The 15616-nt window shown below is 43.2% G+C and carries 15 protein-coding genes; 7 read left to right on the forward strand and 8 right to left on the reverse strand.

The genetic code is table 11. The annotated features are described in order from the left end of the window. Nucleotides 1-527 precede the first annotated feature (527 nt). The 6 genes from CVN76_RS27185 to CVN76_RS27210 form a co-directional block, all read right to left on the reverse strand. Nucleotides 528-746: a spore germination protein gene (locus CVN76_RS27185; RefSeq protein ID WP_061143070.1), complete on the reverse strand. Its 219-nt coding sequence runs from the start codon at nucleotides 744-746 to the stop codon at nucleotides 528-530. 23 nt (nucleotides 747-769) lie between these two features. Then, nucleotides 770-1177 carry a spore germination protein GerPE gene (locus tag CVN76_RS27190; protein WP_100533798.1) on the reverse strand — a complete coding sequence of 136 codons (408 nt, stop codon included), beginning with the start codon at nucleotides 1175-1177 and terminating at the stop codon, nucleotides 770-772. Between the two features lie 5 nt (nucleotides 1178-1182). After that, the gene (locus tag CVN76_RS27195; RefSeq protein ID WP_057912469.1) at nucleotides 1183-1362 is read right to left on the reverse strand and encodes a hypothetical protein; all 180 of its coding nucleotides are present in this window, start codon (nucleotides 1360-1362) and stop codon (nucleotides 1183-1185) included. After that, a complete protein-coding gene (gene gerPC / locus CVN76_RS27200) occupies nucleotides 1352-1963 on the reverse strand; it encodes a spore germination protein GerPC (protein WP_100533799.1) in 612 nt (203 codons plus the stop codon). Before gerPC ends, CVN76_RS27195 begins: the two co-directional genes overlap by 11 nt. Before the next feature lie 76 nt (nucleotides 1964-2039). Beyond that, nucleotides 2040-2252 (reverse strand): spore germination protein GerPB, encoded by a 213-nt coding sequence (locus tag CVN76_RS27205; RefSeq protein WP_100533800.1) that lies wholly within the window; start codon nucleotides 2250-2252, stop codon nucleotides 2040-2042. Between the two features lie 23 nt (nucleotides 2253-2275). Further along, the gene (locus tag CVN76_RS27210) at nucleotides 2276-2497 is read right to left on the reverse strand and encodes a spore germination protein (RefSeq protein WP_061143066.1); all 222 of its coding nucleotides are present in this window, start codon (nucleotides 2495-2497) and stop codon (nucleotides 2276-2278) included. A 328-nt stretch (nucleotides 2498-2825) separates the two neighbouring features. Here CVN76_RS27210 and CVN76_RS27215 point away from each other — a divergent pair, with 328 nt between their 5' ends. The 3 genes from CVN76_RS27215 to CVN76_RS27225 all read left to right on the forward strand — a co-directional run bounded on the left by CVN76_RS27215 (nucleotide 2826) and on the right by CVN76_RS27225 (nucleotide 5803). After that, nucleotides 2826-4100 carry an MFS transporter gene (locus tag CVN76_RS27215; RefSeq protein ID WP_100533801.1) on the forward strand — a complete coding sequence of 425 codons (1275 nt, stop codon included), beginning with the start codon at nucleotides 2826-2828 and terminating at the stop codon, nucleotides 4098-4100. Nucleotides 4101-4139: 39 nt separating this feature from the next. Next, the gene (locus tag CVN76_RS27220; protein WP_100533802.1) at nucleotides 4140-5321 is read left to right on the forward strand and encodes a DUF418 domain-containing protein; all 1182 of its coding nucleotides are present in this window, start codon (nucleotides 4140-4142) and stop codon (nucleotides 5319-5321) included. Between the two features lie 134 nt (nucleotides 5322-5455). Continuing rightward, a complete protein-coding gene (locus tag CVN76_RS27225; RefSeq protein WP_100533803.1) occupies nucleotides 5456-5803 on the forward strand; it encodes a YisL family protein in 348 nt (115 codons plus the stop codon). Between the two features lie 52 nt (nucleotides 5804-5855). Here CVN76_RS27225 and CVN76_RS27230 read toward each other — a convergent pair whose 3' ends face one another. Then, complete coding sequence (locus tag CVN76_RS27230) at nucleotides 5856-6422, reverse strand: DUF2777 domain-containing protein (protein ID WP_061143061.1); 567 nt, start codon at nucleotides 6420-6422, stop codon at nucleotides 5856-5858. Between the two features lie 320 nt (nucleotides 6423-6742). Here CVN76_RS27230 and asnB point away from each other — a divergent pair, with 320 nt between their 5' ends. Continuing rightward, on the forward strand, nucleotides 6743-8590 hold the full coding sequence (gene asnB / locus CVN76_RS27235; protein WP_100533804.1) for an asparagine synthase (glutamine-hydrolyzing): 1848 nt from the start codon (nucleotides 6743-6745) through the stop codon (nucleotides 8588-8590). Between the two features lie 41 nt (nucleotides 8591-8631). Here asnB and CVN76_RS27240 read toward each other — a convergent pair whose 3' ends face one another. Further along, complete coding sequence (locus tag CVN76_RS27240) at nucleotides 8632-10383, reverse strand: glycoside hydrolase family 13 protein (RefSeq protein WP_100533805.1); 1752 nt, start codon at nucleotides 10381-10383, stop codon at nucleotides 8632-8634. Between the two features lie 379 nt (nucleotides 10384-10762). On the opposite strand from CVN76_RS27240, the gene CVN76_RS27245 reads away from it, so the two are divergent. The 3 genes from CVN76_RS27245 to CVN76_RS27255 all read left to right on the forward strand — a co-directional run bounded on the left by CVN76_RS27245 (nucleotide 10763) and on the right by CVN76_RS27255 (nucleotide 15417). Then, entirely contained in the window at nucleotides 10763-12010 is a 1248-nt protein-coding gene (locus CVN76_RS27245; RefSeq protein WP_232732489.1) for an extracellular solute-binding protein, read from the forward strand. 151 nt (nucleotides 12011-12161) lie between these two features. Then, nucleotides 12162-13697: an alpha-amylase family glycosyl hydrolase gene (locus CVN76_RS27250; RefSeq protein ID WP_100533806.1), complete on the forward strand. Its 1536-nt coding sequence runs from the start codon at nucleotides 12162-12164 to the stop codon at nucleotides 13695-13697. A 70-nt stretch (nucleotides 13698-13767) separates the two neighbouring features. Beyond that, nucleotides 13768-15417, forward strand: a complete 1650-nt coding sequence (locus CVN76_RS27255) for a glycoside hydrolase family 13 protein (RefSeq protein ID WP_100533807.1) — start codon at nucleotides 13768-13770, stop codon at nucleotides 15415-15417. Nucleotides 15418-15616 lie beyond the last annotated feature (199 nt).

Below are 15616 nucleotides of genomic sequence, written 5' to 3' on the forward strand. Positions count from 1 at the left end.
AGCTACGCAGCTTGAAGGGAATGCCGTCTGTATTTTGCAGGCGGCATTTTTTAGGTTTTACTTTCCACGGTAGAGGTTGTAATCCATCCTCTATTTTTATCTTACCGGTCCATCTACAGGTTCCCCATGTGACTTGGATGATCCTGACTCACTCATGAACCTGTTTAATTGTAAGGCTGCCTCATCCATCATTCATAAGCAAAAAAAATTCATCGTTTTGTCTATTCTATTTGAGCGTAAAGCAGCATGGATTGGAGCGGAGCGGGTATGCGTGACTCCCGCATCCTAAGTGCCAAGGTGGCGCTCGAGGACCGCCCGCGAAAAGCAACGGCCGAAGTCCAATCTCTCCAAAGTTGTGAACAATCAAAAGTTCATCTGCATTTTCAAACCTAGAGTTAATAAAAACCGTCAAATTTCCACTGGTTCATCCGACGTTATTTTATTATAAACAAATGTGCCCTATAGGTAGACTTTTCGTGTCTACTCTATAGGGCACATTTAAGAAGCGGCGGGAGCCTTTTCCTTCGTTAATTATTCCCTGCAATGGGTTGGTCGATCCCATTGATATCAAGCACATTGCTTCCATTCAGTCCGTTGGCGGTAAAAACGATGGCACCTGTGTTCGCTGAACCTGATCCTGTGACCGATTTGGAGGATGACTTTGGAGAAATGACCGCTGCATCACCGAATAATAGATTTCCTTCCCCTACATTGAATATTTGAATTGGGCCGACTATGGCTGGCATATGAACTCCTCCTTCTTAAAATATCAAGTATTGTTTGTTGAATCCTCAACGGATGTTTCTTCTTCCTTTTTAGGGACCTGCCGAATGTGCTTCACCCTGGATTCCATACGTATATGGCCGACATTGCCCACGCCAACCACGGAAGAGGATGATATCCCGATGATATTGATATGGCCGACACGTATGAAGGGATTCGGATTTGCAAATGTTGAGTAGACCGGTTCGTACAATCTCGGGATGTATATGGGCCGCTTAAAAATGTCATAGCCTTTGAATTGAATGTCCACTGAACCAAAAGTCTCGCTTTTCTTTTGAACGGCTAATGCAAGGGCATTTCCGTCTATATAGGAAGTATCCCCGATTTGCATGGTCGAACAGAATGAGACCGTATCGGATAATATAGATTTCACTTTCGATATTCGAGAAAACATGTTGGTTACCCTTCCGGGGAAACCGGTACGAATGGCCCGATGATAAGGGATTCTGGCGGGGTATCGAATGCCGAAGATAGTTGCACCGTTTGGACATCCCCGATGAGAAATAAAGCAGAGCTGGCTACACCGGTGATTTTTATATCACCTACACAAAGCTGGTGATTGGTTACATTAAACTCCATTTACATTTCCTCCCGTTTCTGCTTGTGAATGTGTGATGAATTGAAACAATGCCGCTTGAATATCGGATTTTACCCTTTCCTTGATCTTTTCCTTAACGTTATCACGTTGCTGCGGTGCACGTTCCGGGTAAGAGAGGTTATCGTAATACATATTGATCCGTTGATGGAGCTGACGTTCAACGTCTTGTTTAATGAAGTCATGATAAGAAGGCTCCAATGAAATTTTCAGCTGGCTTTCCGTATCGTGAATCATATTTTCCAAGTCTGAAAGAATATCGTTATGAATTTCCTGGACAACGAGTTCCCGGCCTGGAAATAAATTTGGAGCAGGCTGAACGGGTTGGTTATTAACGGCGAATTCATCAATGTTATTCAAGTCATTCGGATTTAAACCGATATTCAACGTACCGTCCAGTGATTCGACTTTTAATTGATCGAATTTATATTCAATTCTATCAACATGGATTGGCGGCCTATTTTTCAGCTCGGCAAGTTCATCCGTCAGGCGTTTGAGTTCGTGTTCAAGTTTCATGATCCGCTTATCCTGGGCTTCTAGATAACGCTGCATTTGCATGGAGTACGAATAAAGATCCTGATTCACGATTCAACACCTCACCTTCACCAAGATATATTTTCATATATGACAGTATATGAAAAAGTTTGCGGTAGGTGAATGCCTATGAGCTAGGAGGAGTAAATGGGACGAAGGTGGTCAATGGTGCTATATCAGTTTCGATTTCCGGTGCTGGCTCAGTGAAGCCGCCGGTATTGGCCAATGTGGAATATGGTTTGATCACGCCTGCACTCCCGATTTGAAAAACGGAGGAGTTTGCGATGCTTTCAATTTTTATCATATTGATTTGGATGGTTTGGTGAATATTGAAAATCATGATGACTCCTTTCTATACAACCATTAGAGATTTAAGACCATTGGCTGGTCGACACCATCTGTATCATTTGTGTTTGTGGTGCTATAGGCATTATAAAGTGAAATGGATTCACCTGTATTGAACGAGCCAGCACCTGCAAACGTTTTTGAAGTGGAGTATGGATTAATTTTAAAGACGTCGCCAATATGGACAACGCCACTGCTACCGACGTTAATGACTTGAACGATACCTACAATGGCCGGCAAGAAAATCACCCTTTTTTCATTCGGTTTTTCCCTGGGACAGAGGCGATGGGCCTGCTGCAGTAGGGAGTTTCACCGTATTGTATGTTTACCCAGGATCGATGTGATTGATCAAAAGAATCTGGCATTGAAGATTTTTCATTTTCCAATTGAGGGCCCTGCTCTCAAGGAAGCCGGAAGTGTGCGGAGGAAGAATGATTAAATAACGGAATTTTTAAATAAAAATCTACAGATTTGAATATAAAGTGGTACGATAATAAAATATTTCACATCATGATACTTTTCTTTTTTTCATGGCGTATTTCATGATTAGTAGGAGTGGGGGAGGGCATTGAAACGAATTCATTATAGCTGGGTCATCTTAATCATCACATTTTTTTCAATTATTGTAGCTGGGATCATTAGATCCTCATCCGGAATATTCATCGTACCATTTGAAAATGAATATGGATGGGACCGTTCCATCATTTCGTTAGCATTTGCCATAAGTCTTTTTCTTTATGGATTATCGGGTCCTTTCATGGCTGCCCTGATTGAAGTGCTTGGGATAAAGAAAATGATGGTACTCGGCATGTCCACCTTATCGGGTGGAATTTTCCTTACATTTTTCATGGAGCATGAGTGGCAGCTGATGCTTATCTGGGGGATGATCATCGGATTGGGCTCTGGCGTGTTCTTGACGGTATTGAGTCCATATGTGGCGAATCGATGGTTCGAAAAGCGGCGGGGGCTGGCAGTCGGGATATTAACGGCAAGCACGGCTACAGGTCAGCTCATTTTGCTGCCGGTCTTAGCCATCATCATAGAGGAATATTCTTTTAAATGGGCGCTTGGATCGATCATGTTCCTTAGTTTAATCATGATGCTGATCATTCTGTTATTCATGAAAAATACGCCGAATGAAGTAGGCGCGCTTCCGTATGGGGCGGAAGAAGAAACCAGGGAGGAAGCTGCAGTTCAAAAGAAGAACCCGATTGGCATGGCTTTTCGGTCATTAAGCGAAGCGGTGCGGGTCAAGGAATTCTGGTTATTGGCAAGTAGCTTTTTTATATGCGGACTTTCAACGAACGGGCTGATCGGGACGCATTTCATTTCTTACTGCATCAGTTTTGGTTTGCCGGTCGTTACGGCAGCATCATTGCTCTCTTTCATGGGCATCTTCGATTTGATTGGCACAACTTTATCGGGCTGGTTATCGGACCGTTTTGATAACCGCTGGCTGCTGTTTTGGTATTACGGTTTAAGAGGGGCTTCCCTCGTATTGCTTCCTTTTGCACTTAAAGAGGGGGCGATCAGCCTGTTGATCCTCTTCTCCGTATTTTACGGGTTGGATTGGATAGCGACGGTTCCCCCGACCATCAGCATTTCAAGGCAAGTCTTCGGGGTGGAGAAGAGCGGGATTGTATACGGGTGGATATTCGCTTCCCACCAAGCTGGTGCTGCAGTGGCGGCATACGGCGGGGGGCTGATCTTCAAGTTTTTCAACTCCTATACATGGGCATTTTTCCTTGCGGGGATCTTCTGCTTATTGGGAAGCTTGTTTGTCATATTGATAAAAAGGCAACAAACGGCTTCAATCGAGAAAGAAAGTGCCGTGAAGCTATAGCGCGATGTGAAATCGCGAGGCGGAAAGAAGGTGCAATTCATGAACGGAACGATGGTACCATTACAGGAAAATAATCGGATCGCTAGCATTGATATATTAAGGGGCTTGGCCATTTTAGGGATTTTTTTAGTGAATATGCCTACCTTCCACACCCCGCTCTTGTACTTCGATGGAGCTAGACGATGGTCCGGGGGCTGGGACGGGATATTATACAGGCTCAGTGATGTCATGGCCCAGGCCAGCTTTTATCCGCTATTTGCGTTTTTATTCGGGTTCGGCGCGATCATCCTGGCCAACAGGAGTGAAAAAAAGGGGATATCCTTTCCTTTCCTGTTTACGAAAAGGCTATCTTTCCTGCTGGTGCTTGGATGCATTCATGCTTTTTTCATCTGGCATGGAGATATCCTTATTAATTATGCTGTGTTTGGGTTTGGATTATTGTTTTTTTATAAGATGAGGGGTAAGACATTAATTTTGATAGGTTCGGTATGTTATGTTCTGCCATTTGCCATATTGGGTGCGCTTTTCCTGGTTATGGGCAGCATCGATAACGGGGGGGTGGCGATAACGACAGATTCGAAGATGATGAAGCGGTCTTTGGAAATTTATCAATCTGGCACATTTACGCAAATCATCAATCAGAGGGCACTAGATTGGTATAAGGTGAATAATCTCGCGAATGCCGGTATCCTTTTTTTATCGATTTTTCCGTTTTTCTTGATCGGGGCTGGTGTCGCTAAGCAAGGCTATTTGCTATATCCGATGCAATATAGGCGGATACTGAAGGCAATCATGATCGTAAGCCTGCTATTGGGCCTTGCGATAAAGATTCTCCCATATGTGACGGTATACGATTTCGGCACGATGTTCGTGCAGGATTATTTCGGCGGACCGTTACTGACGATATTTTATATCGCAGCCATCACGCTTCTTGCGGAAAAAAGAGGAGTCTCCCGGCTGTTGATGCCATTTTCCTATATTGGCAGGATGTCGATGAGCAATTACTTATTCCAATCGATTGTCTGCACCTCGATTTTCTATTCATACGGCCTTGGTTTATACGGATCGATTTCTTACACGACAGGGTTCATTTTGCTAATCGCTCTGTTTTGCTTGCAAATCCTGCTATCCCGCTTATGGATGAGCATGAATGAATATGGCCCGGTTGAATATGTCTGGCGTTTTGTTACATATGGAAAAAAGCCGCTTATGCGTAGGTAGGGCCAAGTGGAGGGGAAAGGTACATGATGTTCATTAAATTGTTGGTTTTTCCCCACCCAGGTGGCATCTTAGCTTTGTTTTTATATAAAAGCCTATGATATGATGAGAGAGAAACTGAACGAGGGGGCAATAAAATGACTACACACTTGCATATTACAGCGTGGGTAATCGGAATCATCCTTTTCTTTGTCACATATTCGATGCTTAAAAGTGGTAATCCGAAAGCGAAAATGCTACATATGATTACAAGGTTATTCTATCTATTGATTTTCTTAACTGGCGGAATGCTGATCACGGATTTTGGTGCATATGCCGTTAAAATGATCGTCGGCATCATCGTGATTGCTGCGATGGAAATGGTATTGGTCCGTACGAAAAAAAGAAAAGGCACGAGTGCCATGTGGATCTTATTCGCCGTTGCATTAGTGTTCGTCGTGTATTTGGGGCTTTCCCTGCCACAAGGACTTTACCTCTTTAAATAAGGAATTGAAAAGCGGGTAAATGAGGTCATCTCATTTACCCGCTTTTTTCCTGCTATTGTGAATTCACTTTTTCAATGACGATCCTCTTTCCAGTGTTCAAGGTGAATTCGAAGCGATCATGATCCTTTTTCCCATAAGAAAAATGGTGCTGGACGAGACATATTTGATTCTCATTATCGAAGGTGAAGAAATTCACGCCGGACTGGTTAGGTACGGTCCTTAAAAAAGTGAGCTGATTATAGCTATATATACAATCATAAATGGAAAAATCAAGAGAGTTCAAGGTCGTTACAAATTGGAAAAACGAATCGTCGTTCAATTCTTCCAATAAACGCTCAAAAGAGTAGAGCAGCTTTTTACGGATCCGGATGGGCTCATTTTCCTTAAGGAAGGTGATTTCCCGGTGAAGCAGGATTTTCCCCTCTTCCTCGACCACTCCTTGCTGCCAACGCCCACCCCTGTATACTTCAATAACGCTATCAACATGGTCTTCGATGGAACAGGCCTCATCTGTTTCATCATCGAAGAAAATCCATTGTTGATTGATATTTTCCACTGTTCCTTCGGTAAAAGCTCTCGTTTGCCTGTTCATTAGTTTGGTTCGTTGTTGCTGACTCATACATATACCTCCAATAGTGGAATCCTCACCTACTTTTTAGTCAAAATCCAATGAAAATATAACGGTATATTTTAAAATATTATGGACAAATAACCATCTTTCCGTCTTTGCATAGGCTATGTTTAAACACGGGATGCTTTGCTCACCACTTCGTAATCACTAAAGGGGGGCGTTTCGAGGGCAGGGATCCTACGAATGACGCTGATCGATACTTAAACTTTGTTGTGCATGTCTTCGAATTAGGAAATAAGGGACGGTAAATCTTTTTAGACAGGAGCCAATATTCTGTAGTAGTCCCGATGGAAAGGATGAAGTGTAAAATGTGTGGGATAACAGGCTGGGTGCATTTTCAAAAAGATTTACGAACTGAAACGAAAACACTGGAAAGCATGACGAAAACATTGGCAAAGCGGGGACCTGACGAGGATAATGTCTGGAGCGAAGCCCATGTCGCCTTTGGCCATAAACGATTGACGGTTGTAGATGCGGAAGGCGGAAAACAGCCGATGACGAAAAATCAACAAGACGGCAGATATACGCTAAGCTACAATGGGGAGCTATATAACACCGAAGATATTCGTAAACAGCTATTATTAAAAGGATATTCCTTTAAAGGTCATTCTGATACAGAAGTTTTACTAACTTCTTATATTGAATGGAAAGAAAAATGCATTGACTTGTTCAATGGGATTTTTGCGTTTGCAATCTGGGATGAAAAGGAGCAAAAATTATTCGTTGCAAGAGATCGGATGGGGGTAAAACCATTATTTTACACGGAAAAGGATGGCGGGTTCATTTTTGGGTCGGAACTGAAGGCGATATTAGCCCACCCGGATGTAAAGACGGAGATTGACCGTGAAGGACTGTCTGAAGTTTTTGGTGTCGGTCCTTCCCGTAAGCCAGGGTCCGGTGTGTTTCGTAATATTCACGAATTAAGGCCCGCCCATGCCCTTACATTATCGAGGAAGGGGCTCAGGATTTGGCGCTATTGGAATGTGAAAAGTGAAGAGCATAGGGATTCCCTCGATGAAACGGCCGAGAAGGTCCGCTTCCTTGTCGAGGATGCAGTGACGAGGCAGCTTGTATCCGATGTTCCACTGTGTACCTTCCTGTCGGGGGGGCTTGATTCAAGTGCCATTACCGCCATTGCTGCCAACTCCTATCAAAAAGAAGGAAAAGGACGTCTCCATACGTATTCGATTGATTATGAAGATAATGAACGCTATTTCAAGGCGAATGATTTTCAGCCCAACTCCGATGGTTATTGGATAAAAAAAATGTCGGATACCTTCAATACGGTTCACCATTCATCGATTATCACCCAGGAACAGCTAACGGATCATCTGACGGAAGCGGTGCTTGTAAGGGACCTCCCGGGCATGGCGGACGTCGACTCTTCCTTACTTTGGTTTTGTAAGGAAATCAAGCAGGATTTTGTCGTAGGCCTATCAGGCGAGTGTGCGGACGAGATTTTCGGCGGTTATCCATGGTTTCATCGCGAGGACGATTTGAATCGGGCAGGGTTTCCCTGGATGAGGTCTACTGATGAGCGAGTATCTTTATTGAAGGGGGGCTGGCGTGACAAGCTGAAGCTGGAGCAATACGCGCAGGAAGCATATTTGACCACCCTTGCCGAAACACCTAAATTGGATGGCGAAAACGGTATAGCAGCAAAGCGCAGGGAGCTATTCTATGTGAACTTATTATGGTTCATGACCACGCTTCTTGACCGCAAGGACCGGATGAGCATGGGAGCGAGCCTGGAGGTCCGGGTGCCATTCGCCGATCACCGCCTTGTCGAATATGCGTGGAACATCCCTTGGGATATGAAAATGGAGGGGAACCGCGAAAAGGGTATACTAAGGAAAGCACTTGAAGGGCTTTTGCCTGATGAGGTATTGTATCGTAAAAAAAGTCCCTACCCAAAAACTCATAACCCTCAATATACAGACCGTGTGCAGGGGTGGCTAAAAGAGCTGCTGAGGGACAAAAATTCCGTCCTGCACGAATTTTTCGATAAACAGAAGTTAAATGACATTGTCGAATCCAAAGGGGCCGCATTCAAGGTGCCATGGTTCGGACAATTAATGTCGGGTCCTCAGTTACTTGCCCACTTGGCACAGACCCATGTATGGTTCAAAGAATATGATATCCAAATCATTGAATGAAAAAAGGGGCAGGAAAATTTTCCTGCCCCTTTTTCCTTGCCTCAATGATCGAATGCCAAGATTTTATATTCATAGTTACCCAATTCAATTTGCCGTCCCTTAACGGCTGCTTTCGTTCTTAAATCCGTAACGGTCCGTCCCCTCAAATCAAAAGGAAGGGGAAAGGATTGTAAAGCATCGGTCGGATTAACGAGGATCACCACGGAACGATCTTGATTATATTTTAAGTAAGCAACGATATTTTCGTTTCCGCTAGTATCCAAAAATTTGAACATCCCTTCATTTGCCAATAACCGTTCTTCTTTCCTTAACCGAATCAATTCCTTGATTTCCGTTAAAAGCTCGCTGTTTTGTTTTTCTTCTTCCCAAACCATGCATTTTCTGCATCCTGGATCCATGCCGCCTGTCAAGCCGATCTCATCTCCATAATAAATGCAGGGGCTGCCATTGAAGGTCAGCAGGATGGCGTGGATTAGTTTGGCTCGGACCAAATCCTCGCCGCAATCGGTGAAGATCCGCGGTGTATCATGACTTCCGAGCAGATTGAACGTTACGTCAAAAACATTGGTCGGATAGCTCTGATAGATGGCTGTCATTTCCTCGATGAACTCGCGAGCATTGATGGTTTGCGAAGCCACCAGGCGAAAAACTTGGTTGGTGAACGGGTAATTCATCACGGCATCAAACTGGTCGCCGCGCAGCCAAGGCATGGAGTCATGCCAAATTTCTCCAAGGATATATAGGTCTGGCTTGATTTCTTTGACCGCTTTTCGGAAATCACGCCAGAAGGGATGGTCGACTTCATTGGCTACGTCCAGCCGCCAAGCATCTATATCATACTCCTTGATCCAATAGGTTGATACTTCAAGCAGGTATTCCTTTACCTCTGGATTCGCTGTATTCAATTTCGGCATCGATTCGAAAAAACCGAATGTTTCATAATTCGGCCTTTCCCCTCCATGAAGGGGGAAATCATGGGGGTGGAACCAGTCCTTATACTTTGATTCCTCTCCCTTCTCGAGTAAATCCTGGAAAGGGGGGAAGTAGTAGCCGCTATGGTTGAAAACGGCATCCAGCATGACACGGATACCACGCTTGTGGCACTCCTGTATGAGTGTCTTCAAGGTTTCCTCCGTTCCGAATTGGGGGTCGATTTTACGGTAATCGATCGTATCGTACTTGTGATTGGAATGGGCCTCGAAGATTGGCGTGAAGTAGATCCCGTTAATGCCAAGCCCTTCCAAATAATCTAAATGTTCAATGATCCCTTCAAAGTCACCGCCAAAAAAATTATCCACGGTCGGTTCTTCGCTCCCCCAAGGCTTTGCACCTTCTGGGTCGTTATCAAGGTTGCCGTTCGCAAATCGTTCCGGGAAAATTTGGTACCAAATTGTATCTTTTACCCATTCAGGAGCACCGAATATTTCATTTTGATGCAGATAGGGAATGGCGAAATAGCTTCCTGGGTCCCTTGGAACTTCTTTGAAAAAACCCTTTTCCGTGTAGATGGCCATATCATCTCCTGAACGGATCTTGAAGCCATAGCGAATTCTTCGGTATGGAGGCAACACATGCACATCCCAATAATCATAATGGGCATCTCGACCGGATATGCTCATCCCCTTCTCCTCATATAGCCATTGTCCTTTATCCGATATGTATGGATCCCCAAAAATCAATCCTACTGAGGATATATCTTGTCTTTTCGTACGCAGGCGGATATGTAGGGTTTCTTTGTCGATGGTATAGGCGAAATTGTCAGTAGGTCTATGGTGTATCGAAGAAAATTCCAACAATGATCACTCCAATTCTATAAGTGTATTTGAGGAGGTGAATTGAAAAAGGGAACGCCAGGCTATGAATGTGGGAGAGTCAGTATAAGTTAGGTACAGCCGTAACCTGTATTTTTCAATATGGTTATATACCCGATAATAATTGAAAAAAGCGGGAATTAATTAAAAAATAACAAAAATTATTCATCTCGACAAGGAAATAAATACAAAGAGGAAAATGTTGTAAAAATGAAAGCCGTTCATATAATGGTAACAACAGAGTTGGCATCGCTTTCATTATGGGGGCTACGTCCGAGTGATTGAACTGAAAAACAAGCACTGTAAACAATTCGGCGCTTTTGGACATGATAGAATAAACATTTTAAAAAGGAGAATCAAATTGAAGAAGCAGATATTTCATTTGTTCATGTCCATATTTTTGATCATGATGGCAAGTGCTTGTGGTACTGATTCAGATAAGGAAAATAGAATCGTCAAGGATAATAAAAAAACTGTGGAAGAAGCCACCGAAGAAGCGAAACCGGAAAAAATGATCATTTGGGAGGAAAAAGGTAAAGCTGAGGCCCTAAAGCCAGTTATCGAAGGCTTTGAAAAAGAATATGGCATCAAAGTTGTACATGAAGAACTGGAAATCGCTGAAGAAATGCATGACCGCCTACGCCGTGATGGCCCAATCGGAAACGGAAAAGCCCCGGATGTCGTAACATTTTCTCATCGGCAAGTCGGGCAGCTCGTGAAGGAAGGGCTGATTCAGGAAGTGAAGGTGGAGGATGAGGTAATAGATGCCTTCCATGAATCTTCGATCAGGGCTGAAATGTATCAAGATAAGGTATTTGGATTGCCGAAATCGGTAAACACCTCCGTATTGATTTACAATAAAAAAATACTGTCTAAAGCTCCCGAAACGATGAATGACTTATATAAAATTTCGAAGAAATTAAGAAAAGAGAAAGCCTATGGTTTCCACGCCGAATGGAATGGATTTCATGATGCGTATGGCGTGATGGCAGGAATGGGAAGCTATGTATTCAACGATAAAAACGGGAATTTCAACCCTTCGGACATTGGTTTGAATGATAAGCATGCCATCAAAGCAGCTGCCTATATCCAAAAATGGTATAAAGCGAATTTGATCCCAAAAGGCGACGGGGCTGCGATCGAAAAGCTGTATAGTCAAGGGGAATTGGCTTCATTCCTTGGGGACGCAAACTCATTTTCCGGGAAAAGGGAAACAGGAATGGCGCCTTTGCCTGAATTGCCGAATGGCAAGCCGATGAAATCATTCCTGGAAGTCAAAGGCTGGCATGTAACGGCCTTCACGAAACATCCTTACTGGTCTACAAAATTAGTCGAGTATCTTACAAGTGACGAACAGGCAATCCAACGCTATGAAACAACAGGTGATTTCCCGCCGAACAAATCGTTCAGTCATAATAAATTGATTAAAGAAAATGAAAGGGCACAAGCCTTAAGCATACAATTACAATACGCTGAACCTGTGCCGAATATTCCGGAAATGAATAAAGTATGGAGACCGATGGATTCTGCCATGAATCGGATAACGATGGAAAACGCTAAACCAAAAAGGGCGTTGGATGAAGCGGTGAAGGCGATAAAAAAAGAATGATTTTCGCGTTCCCTGTTCGATTTGATTGCGCTTCCTCCCCTATGCCCAATTTGTCCCTTAAGTGTAAAGTTTTTTATAATTTGGATTTGACGAGAAGTGGTCAAAAGGCTAATCTTAAAGGCGTAAAGAGATAGCTAGGAGGAGAGCGGATATGAGAAATGGAGTGTTATCACTCGCTTTAATTCCGTTGCTTCTTTTTTACGCCATTCCAGTAGGAGCAGCTGAAAAAGAACAACGAACTTGGACGGATGAAATCGTATATTCATTAATGGTGGACCGATTTTTCGATGGCAACACCAAAAACAATGGTGATGCGAATGTAAATGACCCTTCTGCTTTTAATGGCGGGGATTTTGAAGGTGTCACGAAGAAACTGAATTATTTAAAGGACATGGGTTATACCGCTATCATCCTTTCACCTATTTTTGCTAATGAAGATAAGGGGTACCATGGGGATTGGGTGACCGATTTTTATAAAACGGATCAACACTATGGGACAATGAAAGAATTTAAAAAGCTCGTGAATGAGGCACATGATCTTGACATGAAAGTGATTCTTGATTTTCAGGCCAATAATGTGGGACCTCATTCATCTTGGCTGAATGAGGAAGATAAACAAGGATGGTTCCATGATAAAAAAGAAATCTCCAATGACGGCGATCAAAAGCTAATGGAAACAGGCTGGCACGACGGTCTTCCCGATTTGAATCAAGACAATGAGGCAACAAGGGAATATCTACTTGATGCTGCAAAATGGTGGATAACGGAAACTGATATTGATGGGTACCGTTTAAATAAAGTCCAATACGTGGGAGAAGATTTTTGGAAGGAATTTGTGGATGCAGTCAAATCTGAAAAATCAAATTTCTATACAATCGGCGATGTAAATGGTGATGCCGATACGATTTCAAGCTACAAGGAAACGGGAATAGATGCCTTTATGGCCTATCCGCAAAATGGTGCATTAAGGGAAGCGTTTTCCGCTCCCGACAAAGAATTGAAGCCGGTTTTTAATGCATTCGAGGACAGTGAAGCGAAGTTCGGCGGTAAGGCCCCCCAAGCATTGTTCATGGATACCCAGGGTATGCCGCGTTTTACCAAGGATGCAGCCGATCATAATGAAAATCCGGGTTCCAGATGGAAAATGGCGTTGTCCTATCTTTATACGATGCCGGGAGTGCCAATCGTATTTTATGGCTCCGAAATTGCTTTGAATGGCAATTTGGCTCCTGACAATCATAAATTGATGAATTTTAAGACAGAACAGGAGCTGGTGGAATACATTACGAAGCTTTCTGATCTTAGAGACATGCACCCTGCTTTGACAAAGGGGGATATGGAAATTTTATATGAACAGGGGGGAGCCTCGGTATTCAAACGTGTTTATGGCAAGGAGACGATGGTTGTCGTCATGAACAATACGTCTGGGACAAAAACGATAAAGCTTTCCGATAAACAACTGGAAAAGAACAAAGAGCTAAGAGGCATGCTGAATGGCGATCTGGTGCGCAGCAAGGACAACAGTTACACAATTGTAATCGACAGGGAGACGACAGAGGTCTACACACTGTCACCTAAGTCCATCATCAATATTCCTTACCTGATCGTTATAGGATTGGTTCTTGTCATTTTTGCTATATTCATTGCTTTGGTCATTAAACGGTCAAAAAGGAACCAACCAAAATAATCACCTCTTGTAGCTGGCTGAAAAATATCGTCCCTAAGGCTTTGTGAAAACAGGATCGGGGGGATTCATCATGATCAAGACTTGGTGGAAAGAAGCCGTTTGTTATCAAATTTATCCACGCAGCTTCATGGATAGTAATGGTGATGGAGTGGGAGATTTAAAAGGAGTGATTTCCAAACTCGATTACCTCCAGGATTTAGGGATCGACGTTATTTGGATATGTCCATTTTATAAATCTCCCAATGCTGATAATGGCTATGACATTAGCGATTATCAGGCAGTTTCGGAAGAGTTCGGATCAATCGATGATATCGAGCTACTATTGAAAGATGTTCACCAGCGCGGCATGAAGGTGATCCTCGATCTTGTGTTGAACCATACGAGTGATGAGCATCCTTGGTTCATTGAGTCACGGTCGTCCAGAGATAATCCGAAACGCGATTGGTATATCTGGAGGGATGGTCATGACGGCCGCGAGCCGAATAATTGGGAAAGTATTTTTTCAGGAAGTGCCTGGAAATTCGATGAAGGTACCCATCAATACTATTTACATCTTTTTGCCGAAAAGCAGCCAGACTTAAATTGGAAAAATGCTGATGTGCGGAAAGCCCTGTATAAAATGGTCAATTGGTGGCTTGATAAGGGGATTGATGGCTTCCGGATTGATGCGATTACGCACATTCATAAGCGGGAGGGCCTGCCGGATATGGCAAACCCTTATTGGCATCAGTATGTACCTGCGTTCGAAATGCACACGAACCAGGATGGGATACTCGATTACCTGCTTGAGCTTAAAGAGGAAACTTTCTCCAAATATGATATCATGACGGTCGGGGAAGCCAATGGCGTCAGGATCGAGCAGGCCGAAGAGTGGGTCGGGGAAGCGAATGGGAAGTTCAATATGATCTTTCAATTCGAACACCTTGGACTTTGGAATCGAGGACAAAATCAGCATGTGGATGTAATCGGACTTAAACGCGCCATGACCAAATGGCAAAAGGGCCTAAAGGATAAAGGCTGGAATGCCTTGTTTTTTGAAAACCATGATCAACCGAGAAGTGTATCGACATGGGGAAATGATCATCAATATTGGCTGGAGAGCGCAAAAATGATTGGGGCCCTATACTTTTTCATGCAAGGGACCCCTTTCATTTATCAAGGTCAGGAAATAGGCATGACGAATGTCCGATTTGACTCGATAGATGATTATGATGATGTCGGAATGAAAAACTTCTATCGGATCGAGACCTCCAAAGGCCGCCCGCATGACGAAATCATGCACATCATATGGCATAGCGGCCGTGATAATTCAAGGACCCCGATGCAATGGAGTGAACAAGATAATGGCGGATTCACTAATGGGACGCCGTGGATGAGGGTCAATTCCAATTATCGGGCGATTAATGTGGAACGGCAGAAGGATGACCCTTCATCGATTTACCATTTTTATAAAAAGATGATTCAGCTAAGAAAAAAACATGAGGTCCTAGTTTACGGAGAATACGAATTATTATGGGAAGATCACCCGGATCTTTATATTTATACAAGAAGTATGAATGGTAATTCAGTCAAGGTAGTATGTAATTTCAGCATGAATCACCATCAGGTCGATCTTTCCCATTGGGGGGAAATGGAGCTATTGCTTGCTAACTATGATGATTGTCCGGAAGGTTCCATTATTGGTTTACGGCCATATGAAACAAGGGTTTATCGTTATTGAACCAAATGGAAAATCATTGAATGTGGCTCTATATCCGCATATGGTTAGTCGTCTGACCTTTCCTTCTCTCAATGCTCTTACGTTTTTTTTTTTAGAAGCTGATCCGAAAATCAGCTTCTTTTTATTTGAAAAAGATAAAAAGAGTAATAGTTAGTATTTTCTGAAAAAAAGGAAATGACCATAAGAAAAGTATGGATAT

This window comes from Bacillus sp. mrc49 (assembly GCF_002803435.1).

Coding starts and splice junctions, on each gene's coding strand:
- asnB (WP_100533804.1), top strand. CDS start 6,743: ATGTGTGGGATAACAGGCTGGGTGCATTTTCAAAAAGATTTACGAACT.
- CVN76_RS27190 (WP_100533798.1), bottom strand. CDS start 1,177: ATGTTTTCTCGAATATCGAAAGTGAAATCTATATTATCCGATACGGTC.
- CVN76_RS27230 (WP_061143061.1), bottom strand. CDS start 6,422: ATGAGTCAGCAACAACGAACCAAACTAATGAACAGGCAAACGAGAGCT.
- CVN76_RS27185 (WP_061143070.1), bottom strand. CDS start 746: ATGCCAGCCATAGTCGGCCCAATTCAAATATTCAATGTAGGGGAAGGA.
- CVN76_RS27195 (WP_057912469.1), bottom strand. CDS start 1,362: ATGGAGTTTAATGTAACCAATCACCAGCTTTGTGTAGGTGATATAAAA.
- CVN76_RS27250 (WP_100533806.1), top strand. CDS start 12,162: ATGAGAAATGGAGTGTTATCACTCGCTTTAATTCCGTTGCTTCTTTTT.
- CVN76_RS27255 (WP_100533807.1), top strand. CDS start 13,768: ATGATCAAGACTTGGTGGAAAGAAGCCGTTTGTTATCAAATTTATCCA.
- CVN76_RS27220 (WP_100533802.1), top strand. CDS start 4,140: ATGAACGGAACGATGGTACCATTACAGGAAAATAATCGGATCGCTAGC.
- CVN76_RS27205 (WP_100533800.1), bottom strand. CDS start 2,252: ATGATTTTCAATATTCACCAAACCATCCAAATCAATATGATAAAAATT.
- CVN76_RS27225 (WP_100533803.1), top strand. CDS start 5,456: ATGACTACACACTTGCATATTACAGCGTGGGTAATCGGAATCATCCTT.